Raw genomic sequence first — 13,315 nt, 5'->3', positions numbered from 1 at the left:
TAAGCCCAAAAGCTAGGAAATGGAGACTGACACAGTTTGTGTTACACTCCCATTTTGTTCAATTATCTCATTAATTTTTTTCTTGTTTTTTACAAAGCGTGAATTCAAGTTATAAATGCAACAGTTGCTATTTTGTCTAATTTATCTGCAAAAACTTCATTAGGCGATTTAAAACCAAATCTCTTTCTTGGTCTATTGTTTAAAATATTTACAACTCTATCTATTTGTTGTTGTGTAATTAAATCGAAGTTACTGATTTTCGGGAAATATTGTCTGACTAAACCATTTAAATTTTCATTAGCGCCTCTTTCCCAACTGTGATAAGGTTTTGCAAAATAATAGGCAATCTGTAACGCATTAGCTATATTTTGATGGTTTGCAAACTCTTTTCCATTATCAGAAGTGATTGTATGTAGAAGAGGTTTGTAATCCTTTAATAGCTCTATTGTTTTAGCCTCTATCGCATGAGCTTGTTTAGATTCAACCTTCCCCATTAGTAAAATCCCTGTGGCTCTATCGTTAATAGTTAATAAGGCTCCATTATGATTTTTTCCTATTATCAAATCAATTTCTAAGTCTCCTATTCTTTCTTTTTTGTCAACAATACCAGGTCTTTCATCTATATCTAATCTGTTCGATATTACCCCTCTACTATCTTTATTGCTTCCTCTTTTACGATATTTTTTCCCTTTATTTCGTAGATGCTTATAAAGCTTTCCTCCTTGCTTTTTATCCTTCCAAATAAACTGATAAATACATTCTACTGAAACCATTTCTATCTTCTCTATTTTACATCTTCCTACTATTTGTTCAGGGCTATAATCTTTATTGAGCAGCGACAAAATGGTTGCTTTGACACTTTTATTTAAGCGTTTATGCTTAGGTTTTTCTTTATGACGAAGTGTTGTCTTTTTTTGAGCAAGATCGGCTTTATAAACACCGTTTCTACCATCTGAATTACGTTTAAGCTCTCTGCTAACAACTGATCTGTCTTTGCCTATATAATCACCTATTTCACTAAGTGATCTACCTAAATTTTTATATGCTTCTATTTTTGTATCTTTGTTCTAACGTTAAATGTGACATCTTTTTGATTGTGTAGGAACTTCAAAAGTAGATGTTTTTTTTTCGCCAACAGCGGGGAACATTTGCCCCATGGGGCAAATGTTCCCCGCTGTTCTTTTAAATGCTGTTGCATTTATTTGTTGAATCTAAGAAGTCTATATAAGTACTTTCACTTTAAAGAAATAAAAGTGCAAAAAAGTCTTTGGACTGACTTTAAAAAGTTGGACAAATTGATGCAACTTTTTCAATACAAGTGAATGAGACTTACAAGCATTTACATTATACAATATGGGTATCAAGAAACAGAAATAGGAAACAACAGTTTTTAAATAAAATAGAGGCGAGTCAATATTTTGACTCGCCTTTTTAATTTATCGCCTTTTTCTTTATGATGTTTTTATCTTCGGAAAGCCTCCGTCTACACTTAGCTCTGTACCTACAATGAATGAAGCGGCATCAGAAGCTAAGAACATGACTGCTTCTGCTACTTCAGACGCTTGACCGAAGCGCTGTATAGGCACCTGTGGTGCAAAGGAAGTCGTGAAAGATTCGACCTGTTCTTTGGATAAGTTTGATCGGTCGAAGTAGTTCGTTTGGATAGGACCTGGAGATACAGCATTAACGCGTATTCCTCTACTGATTAATTCTGAGGCAAAGGTCTTAGTGAACGATTGTACAGCTGCCTTAGCAGCAGAATAGACACTAGAGTTTTGCATCCCTACTTCAGTGACAATAGAAGTGTTTAGCACAATAGCGCTATCACTAGACATAAGAGATAAGACCTGCTGTACAGTGAATAGAGTTCCCTTAACGATAGTATTGAACATCTCTTCATAGTGCGTCTCATCTATCAGCTCTAGTGGAGCATATTTACCAAAACCAGCATTAGCAAATACGATATCTAAACGAGAAGTATAGTGACGTAACTCTTCGTTTAGACGCATCAGGTCTACCATATTACCAGCGTCAGAGACGATGCCTATAGCCTGATGACCTAGTTATGCCACTGTACTGTCTACAGTATGTTTATTTCTACCTGTGATGATGACCTGCGCACCGTGTTGAATAAATAAGAGTGCCGTTGCTTTACCGATACCACTAGTTCCACCAGTGATAAGCGCTATTTTACCTTTTAGTTTCATTTTACTGTATTTAGAAACCCAAAAGTATATTGACTCTTACTCACTCACAATCCGTTTCTTGCTACTCTGCTTATTCGTATTTATAATTTTTTACACCAGCATTTATTTCTACTTCTATGAAGTTTTGTTCAGGTGGTATAGGGCATGAGTATTTAGGGTTATACACACAAAATGGATTATAAGCCTGATTAAAGTTTAGAGTGATAAGGTCTCCTTCTGGTATCTCTAAATCTATATATCTACCTCCACCATAAGTAGTCACTCCAGAAGTAAGATCTGTAAAGGGTAAGAATAGATGATTAGCATAGTCTTCTTTCTTTAGGATATCTAGATCCTGAAAGACATCTACTTTATGTTCTTTTTTATCTAATGTAAAGTGTAGTTCTCCGTATTTGACATAATTCAGCTTATTCGAAGTCGTTGTAGGCATCGTAAAAGGCTTTTCGTCTGGTGTGCGAACTAGTTTAGCTTCTACAACATAATCTTCTGTTATAGGGAAGAAATCAAGTCCTTTAAACTTCTTTAGGGCATCCTTAGGTAAAGGAGATGTTTTAGAGTCGCTAAACTCCTTGTTGAGTTCTTTTTGGAATACCTCTGCTCTTTCTATATCTGTTTTAGGCTGAGAACAAGAAATTAGTAGGGATAATACTGCTCCCAACATAAATAGCTTTTTCATATTGGTTATTGTTGTTTGAGGTAAAAGTAACAAAAAAGGTTTGCCCAAAAAAGGCAAACCTTGATATAATGTTGTTTCACTGATTATCCTAAGTGAGAACGTAGCATCCAAGCTGTTTTCTCATGCGCTTCCATTAAGCCGATTAAGAAGTCAGCAGTACTCTTATCATTAGACTCTTCGATAGCATCTATATTCTGTCTGATGAAGGATACGATTACCTCATAGTCTATTAATAACTCAGCTATCCAAGACTTACTATCTGTATCTGTAGTTTTTCTCTCTTCTGTTAAGTGAGTTAGTTTTAAGTAATCTTTTAAAGAAGAAGGAGCATAGTGTCCTAGAGTTTTAATACGTTCTGCTACAGCATCTACATTCACTGCTAGTTCTGTATATAGTTCTTCGAAGTATACGTGTTTAGAATGGAAGTCCACCCCCGTTACGTTATAATGAGCATTTCTCGCTTTAGTGTAAAGGATAAACTCATCTGCTAATAATTTAGATAGTACTTCTGCATTGAATTGACGTGCGTTGTCTGTAAGACCGATATTTGTTTTCATAGTGTTTTGATTTTTTATTACTATGTAAATGTACGAAATATATTAGGCAATGTCATTGATACGTAATTGTTTATATTTATGAAGATATTAAAAATATCTATAAAATTTATAGTGTCCTTATAAGAGTAAACAAAAAAAGGAGCTCGTCATGAGCTCCTTTCCGTATTCTATAAATACTATTTTTTTAGTTTGTCAGCTGCGTCTTTCATCGCACCTTTTACTTCATCAGCTTTCTTTTCAGTAGCTTCTTTTACTTCTTCTACTTTTTTCTCAGTAGCTTCTTTTACTTCTTCTGCTTTCTCTTCAGTAGCATCTTTAGCGTTTTCTACTGCATCACCAGCTTTTTTGCTTACTTCTTCGAATTTAGCTTTAGCGTCATCCCAAGTTTTTTGTGCAGCTTCTAAAGCTTTGTTAGCTTCTTCTTGAGCTTTTTTGTCTCCTTTTTTAACAGCTTCTTCTACTGCTTTCTTAGCATCAGCTAATTTTGTTTCAGCTTCAGTTTTAGCTTTTTCAAATTCTGATACAGCAGCTGATTCTTCTATTGTAGCTTCTGTGTTTTCTACAGCTGGAGTTGTTTCTTCAGCTTTTGTGTCTTTACATGAAGTAGCGAATAATAATCCAACTACTGCGAATGATAACAATACTTTTTTCATAGGAATTTATTTTAGTTCCTAACAAAGTTATAAAAAAACTATGTTAATACTGTAGTTTAAATAGTTAAAATAGGATTACTTCTTCTTATTCTCTGTTTTATTAGCTCCTTTCTTATTAAAATCGAGAGGACCGAAGTTGTTCACATAACGTGTGATTGTATTCTTTCTTTTCGCGATATATGGTCCAGAGTTATTGGCTTTATATCGTCTCGGACTCGGTAGGATGACCGCAATACCTGCTGCTTGATTAGCAGTTAAGCTCTTAGCATCTTTATTATACCAATGCTTTGCCGCAGCCTGTGCTCCATAGACACCATCACCCATCTCTATACTATTTAGATAGACTTCTAGGATTCTCTCCTTAGGCCATAAGAACTCTATCAGTACAGTGAAGTACGCTTCAAAGCCTTTGCGGATATAACTACGCCCTGGCCATAAGAACACATTCTTAGCAGTCTGTTGTGAGATGGTGCTACCGCCTTTGATCTTTTTGCCTTTTTCATTGTTCTTCATTGCTTTCTCTATGGCTTTAAAATCAAAACCATTATGCGTCAAGAAGTATCCATCCTCACTAGCGATCACTGCCTTTTGTAGATTGACATTGATGTCGTCTAGAGGTACCCATTTATGTTGTAGTGTCATTGGTTTGCCGTCTTTGACCTGTTCATACAGTCTGATAAACATCAGTGGGGTATAAGGTACAGGGACAAAACGAAAGACTAGTACTGAGAAAATACTCAGTCCAAAAAAGAGAAGTGCTAGCTTTAAAAAGAAGCGTGTTATTTTTCGTATCATGACGAAAGAATGAATATAAATCGGCGCAAAAGTAAATAAAAAAACGGTTGCTAAATAAAAAAATAATACAATAAAAAACTCGCCAAAATAGCGAGTTTAGGTTGTAATCATAATAAGTAATAAGAAAGAATAGGAGTCAAACCTCTCCTTCTATTTTATTGAGGATTAGTTGTCCACAGCGATGCTGTTTTAACCATGGCTCTTCTTGGTAATCTCAATGTAGCTACGATAAGCTCTGCGAAGTCCTCTGGCTGTAAGATATGATCAGGGTTACCATCTGTAAGTCCTAATTCTATAGACATATCTGATGCGATAGTACTTGGCGTTAGTGTACATACTCTAATGTTGTTTTTGCGCACTTCCTTCATTAGTGATTCAGACATCCCGATCACTGCAAATTTAGACGCAGAGTATGCAGACGTAGTTGCATTTCCGTTAAGACCAGCTGTAGAAGCTACGTTGAAGATATCTCCTTCATTCTGATCTATTAAGTGAGGTAGTACTTCTCTAGTCACATTATACACTCCCATCACGTTAGTAAGTAAGATCTCTTCCCAACGCTCAGCAGACATATCTGTGAATTTTCCGAATTCTGATATACCAGCATTGTTCACTAATATATCTACTCCTCCTAATGTTTCTATTAATTTAGCTATTTCAGCTTTTACTTTTGCTTTATCAGTCACATCGAATACGGCATAAGTAGCTTTCACTCCTAATGCTTCTAACTCTGTAACAGTTGCTTGTAATGTTTTCTCGTTTCTACCAGTAATAGCAACGTTTATCCCTTCTTGAGCGAAAGCAATAGCAGTAGCTTTACCTAATCCTCTTCCACCTCCGGTGATAATTGCGTTTTTACCTTTCAATTTCATGTTTTTAATGCTTTTGTGTAAATATATGTAAATTAATGAGAAATTAGTGTTTTGTAAACGTTAAACTTACTTGGTTTTTATAAATTTTTCGATAGAATTCCACAAGTTATAACGTTTTATTAGTGCCTGTTTAGAGATTGCGATGACATCTTGCCATTTCTGTTGATCATCTCCACATAGCTCAGAGATCATCTTCATCGCCATCGGACCATGCTCATCTCCATCTAGTTCGATATGACGTTCGAAGTAATACACTAGTTTTGTCAAGTCTGTTTCAGGGAAGTTTTGTTGAAAACCTTTTAAGATTTCGGTAAACATATCAGGTATCAAATCTTCTCGACCAAATGTGAAGGCTGCTGCGATCTCATGTGCTTTACCTCCTTCGATAGTCTTGAATGTAAAGTTTAAAAACTCTTTTACCCCTTCATCTAAGTCTGTCTGTGCTATCGCTTCGAAGATAGGTGTACCAGACTTAAGAGTGCGGATAAGTGCTTCGATAGCAGTAGTATCTGCTTTAGCCGTTATCATCGCATCTAAGTACATCTCGAAGTGGCTCAGGCGTTGCCCATCATAGGCTAGGTCTGACTCTTCTGCTAGTACAATCTCATTGATCAAATAGCGTGTCTGTGGAAACTCTGAGGCAAACCAAGGAGTCGTAGTACAAGTCAATTGTTGTTGTAATGCCTTAAGTAACGACATAAAATCCCATACCGCATATACATGCCCTTCCATAAATGTACATAAGTGAGGGATAGTCTTTATTTTATTATAAAGAGGGTGTTGAAGTAACGCATTTCTTTCTTCAGCTATCTGTGCATTGATTTCTTGAATAGTCATATCTTCTAAAATTTAGTACAAAAGTAAAAAAGCTTCACCGAAAGGCGAAGCTCTTTGTATAAAGTTTATCTATTACTTGATTTACTACTTAAATGCAGGGAATCCTGTCACATCCATACCTGTTATTAACAAGTGGATATCATGTGTCCCCTCATAGGTCACTACAGATTCTAAGTTCATCATGTGACGCATGATAGAGTACTCTCCTGTGATACCCATACCACCCAACATCTGACGCGCATCACGTGCGATGTCTAATGCCATAGCCACATTGTTTCGTTTAGCCATAGAGATCTGTGCAGAAGTAGCTCTTCCTTCGTCTCTCAGTACGCCTAATCTCCAGGTTAATAGCTGTGCTTTAGTGATCTCTGTGATCATCTCTGCTAATTTCTTTTGTTGTAACTGAGTCGCACCGATAGGTTTGTCGAACTGTATGCGCTCTTTCGAGTAGCGAAGTGCTGTGTCATAGCAGTCCATAGCGGCTCCGATAGCTCCCCATGCGATACCATATCTAGCAGAATCTAAACATCCTAGAGGCGCTCCTAGTCCTGATTTGTTTGGCAATAAGTTAGCTTTAGGTACTTTGACATTGTCGAATATTAACTCACCTGTAGCCGAAGCTCTCAGTGACCACTTATTATGTGTCTCTGGAGTAGTGAAGCCTTCCATACCACGCTCTACGATCAGCCCGTGTATACGCCCTTCTTCATTCTTAGCCCATACTACAGCGATGTCTGCGAATGGAGCATTAGAGATCCACATTTTAGCCCCATTTAGTAGGTAGTGGTCTCCCATATCTTTAAAGTTAGTCAACATCCCACCAGGGTTAGAACCGTGATCAGGCTCTGTCAATCCGAAGCATCCGATATACTCTCCCGTCGCTAGCTTAGGTAGGTACTTCATGCGTTGCTCCTCATTACCGTACTTCCAGATAGGGTACATCACTAGTGAAGACTGTACTGATGAGGTAGAACGAATACCAGAATCTCCTCTCTCGATCTCCTGCATGATTAGTCCATACGAAATTTGGTCTAATCCTGCTCCTCCGTATTCTGTAGGGATATAAGGACCGAATCCACCTATCTCGGCTAACCCTGGTATTAATTGTTTTGGAAATTCTGCACGTTGAGCGAAGTCTTCTATAATAGGAGAAACTTCTTTCTTCACCCATGCTCTCGCTGTATCTCTAATTAACTTGTGTTCATCACTTAACAAGTCGTCTAATAAGTAATAATCAGGTGCCTGAAATAAATCTGGTCTCATATATCAATATCGTTTTTTGTGGTTGTATAACAAAAATAGACATTATTTCGAATTGACCAATTTTTACCTCTAAAAGAGAATATAAAAATTCAAATAAGTATCATTTTTATACAAATAATGCTTTATTTCTATCTTAATTTATAGTAGATGGTTTGGGTACAACCTGAATACAGTTCGGTAAACTACCTCTTATCCCAAGTAAATACTGGGTATTACCGAATAGCTTCCGAATAAAAATAAATGGAATAAGCTTAAAGTTTTGAATCATAGATGTCTATGTGCAATAAGAAAGTGCATATCTGTGCAAAAAGAGCTAATGAGGTCATTATCTCCATAAGAGGGCAGGGGATATTTGAAATCATAAAGAGGGAGAAGGTTATTCTTTGAATAATATTGTTCTGTATAAGTTGAATTACCTATCTTGTAGAGATTAAATAGTAAGCTATGACTAATAAATTAATGATGTTAATCGCATTATTCTTCTCTATAGGAATAATGGCTCAAGATAAACTACACGTAACAGGTAAGATTACGGGGATAGATAATAAGACTAAACTTAGTATCTCAGGAGGAGAGAAAGAAAAGGAGTTCTATCTAAAGGATGGTGTGATAGATGTAGAGGTTGATCTAAAAGAAGCACCTGCTTCTGTATTTATAATAGTGTATTATGACAAAGATATTAAGTACACTTCTTTTTTCTTAGGTAACGAATCTGTGACTATCGATGCTTCTATTGATGATTTTCCTAATGAGGTAGTTGCTAAAAATTCGAAGTATGATGGATTGAGATATGAGAACTATTCATTAAGTAAAGATCTTGATAAGAAGCGCAATGATATTGACGAGATTATAGAAAAGGAAATCGGAGAGGGGGCTAAACCTGAAGTTGTATACGCTAAGTATAAAGATGAATTAGATGCTATTAGAAAAGAAAATGCTGGGCGTCAGTATGAGTTTCTTAAGAAAAATATTAATACTGATTATGGTAGACATTTAATTAGGTTTTATGTAGATCAATTTACAGAAGAACAGTTTAAGACTTTGTATAGCTTAGTGGATCCTATAAATATGGATAGAAGTGAGATTAAGTTTTTAAAGACTTTATGTGATTCTAAACAATTAGAAGTAGGAGATATATATTATGACTTTACCGCATTAGATTTGAAAAGTAAGGTAGTTAAGTTTAGTGACTTCTTTAAAGAAAAGTATGTATTGCTTGATTTCTCACATGTTAACTGTGGATATTGTTATATGGCGGCTCCTAAGACTGCTTTGATAGCTGAAGAGCTAAAGGATAAAGTAATGTATGTGACTTATCACACAGGTGATAATCTGAAAGAAGCTGAAGAGTATTATGAGCTAAAAGGAAAGAAAGGAAACATAATTTGGAATAAAGAAGGAGATCTTCACCCTATGATGGCTATGTACCGAAATATGAGCACTCCATCTTATTTATTATTTAGCCCTGATGGGAAGTTTATAAAAGAAGTTAATGGATCTAAGGCAGACCTTAAGTCGATTATACTAGAAGAGATAGAGAAGTAAGATTAATCTTATTGTGTAGAATTTGTTATTATTGACATCTTAAGACAGTAATAATAAAAAAGAGGCAATAGTATCTATCTGTATTTACCAACCTAATTATTTAAACAATGACTAATAAACTAATGATGTTAATCACATTATTCTTTTCTATAGGAATAATGGCGCAAGACAAACTACACATAACAGGTAAGATTACAGGAATACCTAATGAAGCTAAGCTTACATTAGAAAATAATTTTAAGAAGGTTGTCTTTCAATTAAAAGATGGAGTACTAGATATAGAAATGGAGTTGACAGATGTACCTACATTAGTCTTTATGACGATAGAACACGAAGGTAAACAGAAATATACTACTTTTTTTGTAGGTAATGAAGCTATTGTACTTAATGGCTCTATAGATGACTTTCCTAATAATATAAAAGCAGAGAATTCTAAATATGATGAGCTAAGATATCAAGAGCATTTATTGACAAAAGAGTTAAATGATAAGATAGAGATCCTAAGTGCTGAAGCTCGTACTATGATAGAAGAGGGAGCTATCCGTGACAGCGTGTATAAAATGTATATGAATAATGTAGAACCTCTAGGAAAGATAACGAAAATCATGAGGGAAATAGAGCAGAAGTCAGCTGACTTTATAAAGGATAACATCAATACAGATTATGGGCGTTATTCATTGAGGTATTGTTTGAGTCAGTTTACTCCTGAAGAGATTAGAGAGATAGCACCTTTAATAGATCCGAAGTATAAGAATACTGAAGAAGTTCGATTTGTCTACTCTATAGCAGATAGTAATACACTAGAAGAAGGAGATAAGTATTATGATTTTATAGCTAAAGATATCAATCAAAAGCAAGTGAGATTTAGCGATTACTTTAAGGGTAAATACGTGTTGTTAGACTTTTCTACATTGCATTGTGGATATTGTCAAGAGGCAGCTCCTAAAACAGCTCAAATAGCAGAAGAATTAAAAGATCAGTTGACATACGTTACCTATTATGTAGACCATGATATAGAAGGTCTTCATGATTATTACACATTAAAGAAGGATAGAGGAAACTTAATTTGGAATACTGGAGGACGTTTAGAGCCTAATCTCGGTATGTATAGACAGAATGGGACACCACATTATATGCTCTTTGACACTAAAGGAAAGTTAGTAAAAGATTTTATAGGAATGCAAGGAAAGGATTTTGAAGAGCAGTTGAAAGAGTTGATGAAATAATAGTAAACGATGCTACATATATTAGTCTAGGACAAAAGTCTTTTACCATCAAGAAGATTACGTATATTTTCGCTGTGAATAAAACAACACAACAAAATGAGAACTAAGATTGATACTACCCAATGGGAGAGAGGGGAGCAATATGCTTTTTTTAAACAGTTTACAGAACCTTTCTTTGGTATTACAGTACAAGTAGATTGTACTACGGTGTATAATAGAGCTAAAGCGAATGAGGATTCTTTCTTTCTTACTTATCTGCACGATGCACTTAGAGCGGCTAATGAGGTAGAGGCGTTTAGATATAGAATAGTGGATAATGAGGTATATCTGTACGATGAGGTGCACGCATCACCTACCATCAATAGACCTAATGGAACTTTTGGGTTTGCGTATATGAATTATTACGCTGATAAGCAGACTTTCTTCGCAGAGGCAAAAAGAGAAATAGAGAGTGTACAGCAGTCGACTTCATTATTACCTGCGTCGAATAGTGAGAATGTATTACATATCTCAGCTTTACCATGGCTAGACTTTACGAGTATGAGTCATGCACGTAACTTTGACTTCCCAGATAGTTGTCCTAAGATTTCTTTTGGAAAAGTAATGGAGGAGAATGGTCGTAAGCGCATGGCAGTATCTATACATGGACACCATGCACTGATGGATGGATATCACGTTAGTCAATTCGTAGAACGTTTTCAAGAATTATTAAACGAACAATAGGATGAGTACAACTGCTGTTCCGTTAGGAATAAAAAGAATAGCAACACTGTGTGTGTTGAGAAATGGGAATAACTTTATGCTTCTAAAGCGTTTAAAAGAACCCCATAAAGATACGTATACTCCTGTGGGAGGTAAGATAGAACCTTTCGAAACTCCTGAAGAGGGGGTGATCCGTGAAACATTTGAAGAGACAGGGATAAGAGTAGATAAGGTGAAGTTCTGCGGAATACTGACAGAGACTTCTCCTGTGAAGTATAATTGGTTAAGCTATGTGTATGTAGCAGATATCGATGCTGTCACTCCTCCTGACTGTAACGAGGGAACTTTAGAGTGGATAGCGTATGAGGACTTGCTAAATGTACCTACTCCGAAGACAGATAGGTTTATTTATAAATACATCTTAGAGAATAAGCCTTTTGTATTCCATGCTCTATACGATGGAGATTTGAATCTGTTAGAGATGAAGGAGGAGATTTCTAATGAGGAATTAGGAATTTAGAATTAGGTATGGTTTACGGTTCATAGTTTATGGTTTTTACCTGCGACATTAGGTATAAGTAGGATTTTACTGTAGAGACGCAAGATTTTGCGTGTCACATAAAGCAGGTAGATACACAATTAATATAAAAAGCCCTACTATAATGGTAGGGCTTTTGCTTTATATTAGTTTATTTTATTCTGTTTTCTGCGTTTTCTGATACGTCTGATGATAAAGATTAATCCAATTGAGATTAGGATAAATGGCCAGATATAGAATAGCCCTATTACGAATGATAATAGATTACTCCATCCAGAACCAAAGGCAGATGATATTTCGTGTCCAAAGCCTGTTGTTGATTCTCCTTTTTCATAGAAAGTTACCGTAAGAGTACTTAGCGATATTCTACTCTTTAGGTACTTTAGTCGTCCTTCGAATGACTCAATATCCGCACGTAGAGCCCCTAGTTCTCTTTCTATTCTTAGAATATCATCTATCGTGTTAGCGCGTTTAAGTAATTCTTTATAGCGTTCTTCTATTTCTTTTTTCGTCTTGATTCTCGCTTCTATATCGATGAACTCTTCGGTTACATCTAAGGCATTGATATTTTTGCTGTCTACTTTAGTGGCAGTCTGTGTAACTCCTTCTAACAAGGTTTCGAAGTTCTTTGCTGGTACGCGAATCACAATGGTATGTTCAGTGCGATTGCCATAGACATTTGATGTGTCTTGTGATAGATATCCGTTGAGTTTTTTACTACTTGCTACGATATTAGCTCGAGTTTCTTGTGCATTAGAAGTTTCGAAACGTATATTCCCTTCTTTGACTATCATACGCTCAGGTACAGTGATATCTTGAGTAGAATCTGTGGATTGTGGTGCTTCGGCAGTAGTTTCTGCAGCCGCATCTGTTGTGCTGATATCTTCTAAAGCAACAGCAGAGATTTCTCCGTATTCTGCTGATTTAGAGCAAGAGGCTAATGCTATGAATAACATTAGGGTTAATAGTTTGAGTGTCTTTTTCATAGTTATTGTTTTACATTAACAAATGTAATAGATGGTTTAATATATAACCTATTAGAGGTTAAAAATATTGTTTTAAATCACTGATTATAGGGAGGAGTTTAATTGGGAATGGACAATTAAGAATGTTTTATATTGTCCTATTAGCTACAGTGTCCCACTTTCTGCTACTAAAAGTGATTAAATGATATCATTCATAGTCAGAATAGTCAGTATTAAAAAGAGCATTTGATAAGAGAAGTACTTTTGGAGGGTGATTGATAGTGTATCAGTTACCCTTTAAGCTCACTTAGAGGATGTTCTTTGAAATATTGTTTTTATGGTTTACGGTTCAGTATATTGTGGTTACTGTGTTTGACACGCAAGATTTTGCGTCTCTACCTTATGTACGTTGTGGAGCTGTATGCGTAATTTTTATTGTGTAGAATGATATAGATGGTTGGTTTTTTGTGGAGTTATGA

Annotated in this window: 12 protein-coding genes and 2 pseudogenes; 4 read left to right on the top strand and 10 right to left on the bottom strand. The window is 35.7% G+C overall.

The window, feature by feature from the left end:
- Positions 1 to 104: 104 nt before the first annotated feature.
- The 9 genes and pseudogenes from RT228_RS16950 to RT228_RS16910 form a co-directional block, all read right to left on the bottom strand.
- A pseudogene (locus RT228_RS16950) lies at positions 105 to 1,086 on the bottom strand (IS30 family transposase).
- A gap of 365 nt (positions 1,087 to 1,451) precedes the next feature.
- Positions 1,452 to 2,207 (bottom strand): annotated as a pseudogene (locus RT228_RS16945) (SDR family oxidoreductase).
- Between the two features lie 70 nt (positions 2,208 to 2,277).
- Positions 2,278 to 2,868 carry a DUF1684 domain-containing protein gene (locus RT228_RS16940; protein WP_313139012.1) on the bottom strand — a complete coding sequence of 197 codons (591 nt, stop codon included), beginning with the start codon at positions 2,866 to 2,868 and terminating at the stop codon, positions 2,278 to 2,280.
- A gap of 98 nt (positions 2,869 to 2,966) precedes the next feature.
- Positions 2,967 to 3,440, bottom strand: coding sequence for a Dps family protein (locus RT228_RS16935; RefSeq protein ID WP_006257622.1), 474 nt, complete (start codon positions 3,438 to 3,440; stop codon positions 2,967 to 2,969).
- Positions 3,441 to 3,616: 176 nt separating this feature from the next.
- Positions 3,617 to 4,093, bottom strand: a complete 477-nt coding sequence (locus tag RT228_RS16930) for a hypothetical protein (RefSeq protein WP_313139010.1) — start codon at positions 4,091 to 4,093, stop codon at positions 3,617 to 3,619.
- A gap of 75 nt (positions 4,094 to 4,168) precedes the next feature.
- On the bottom strand, positions 4,169 to 4,888 hold the full coding sequence (gene mtgA / locus RT228_RS16925) for a monofunctional biosynthetic peptidoglycan transglycosylase (protein WP_313139008.1): 720 nt from the start codon (positions 4,886 to 4,888) through the stop codon (positions 4,169 to 4,171).
- A gap of 155 nt (positions 4,889 to 5,043) precedes the next feature.
- Positions 5,044 to 5,760 carry a 3-ketoacyl-ACP reductase gene (locus RT228_RS16920; RefSeq protein ID WP_006257619.1) on the bottom strand — a complete coding sequence of 239 codons (717 nt, stop codon included), beginning with the start codon at positions 5,758 to 5,760 and terminating at the stop codon, positions 5,044 to 5,046.
- A gap of 66 nt (positions 5,761 to 5,826) precedes the next feature.
- Positions 5,827 to 6,597, bottom strand: a complete 771-nt coding sequence (locus RT228_RS16915; protein WP_006257618.1) for a DUF3050 domain-containing protein — start codon at positions 6,595 to 6,597, stop codon at positions 5,827 to 5,829.
- Between the two features lie 84 nt (positions 6,598 to 6,681).
- Positions 6,682 to 7,860, bottom strand: coding sequence for an acyl-CoA dehydrogenase family protein (locus RT228_RS16910; RefSeq protein WP_006262638.1), 1,179 nt, complete (start codon positions 7,858 to 7,860; stop codon positions 6,682 to 6,684).
- Positions 7,861 to 8,304: 444 nt separating this feature from the next.
- Here RT228_RS16910 and RT228_RS16905 point away from each other — a divergent pair, with 444 nt between their 5' ends.
- The 4 genes from RT228_RS16905 (at position 8,305) to RT228_RS16890 (ending at position 11,853) form a co-directional block, all read left to right on the top strand.
- Positions 8,305 to 9,405 carry a thioredoxin family protein gene (locus tag RT228_RS16905; protein WP_313139004.1) on the top strand — a complete coding sequence of 367 codons (1,101 nt, stop codon included), beginning with the start codon at positions 8,305 to 8,307 and terminating at the stop codon, positions 9,403 to 9,405.
- Positions 9,406 to 9,512: 107 nt separating this feature from the next.
- Positions 9,513 to 10,631, top strand: a complete 1,119-nt coding sequence (locus RT228_RS16900) for a TlpA family protein disulfide reductase (protein ID WP_313139002.1) — start codon at positions 9,513 to 9,515, stop codon at positions 10,629 to 10,631.
- Positions 10,632 to 10,727: 96 nt separating this feature from the next.
- Complete coding sequence (locus RT228_RS16895) at positions 10,728 to 11,354, top strand: chloramphenicol acetyltransferase (protein ID WP_313139000.1); 627 nt, start codon at positions 10,728 to 10,730, stop codon at positions 11,352 to 11,354.
- A gap of 1 nt (position 11,355) precedes the next feature.
- Positions 11,356 to 11,853: an NUDIX domain-containing protein gene (locus tag RT228_RS16890; RefSeq protein ID WP_313138998.1), complete on the top strand. Its 498-nt coding sequence runs from the start codon at positions 11,356 to 11,358 to the stop codon at positions 11,851 to 11,853.
- Positions 11,854 to 12,017: 164 nt separating this feature from the next.
- Here the strand turns inward: RT228_RS16890 and RT228_RS16885 are convergent, their stop codons facing one another.
- Entirely contained in the window at positions 12,018 to 12,857 is an 840-nt protein-coding gene (locus RT228_RS16885; protein ID WP_006257610.1) for a DUF4349 domain-containing protein, read from the bottom strand.
- Positions 12,858 to 13,315: the final 458 nt, after the last annotated feature.

The sequence above is a fragment of the Myroides sp. genome (assembly GCF_032073645.1).
Lineage (GTDB): Bacteria > Bacteroidota > Bacteroidia > Flavobacteriales > Flavobacteriaceae > Flavobacterium > Flavobacterium odoratimimum.
This window is presented reverse-complemented; position numbering and strand designations above follow the sequence as displayed.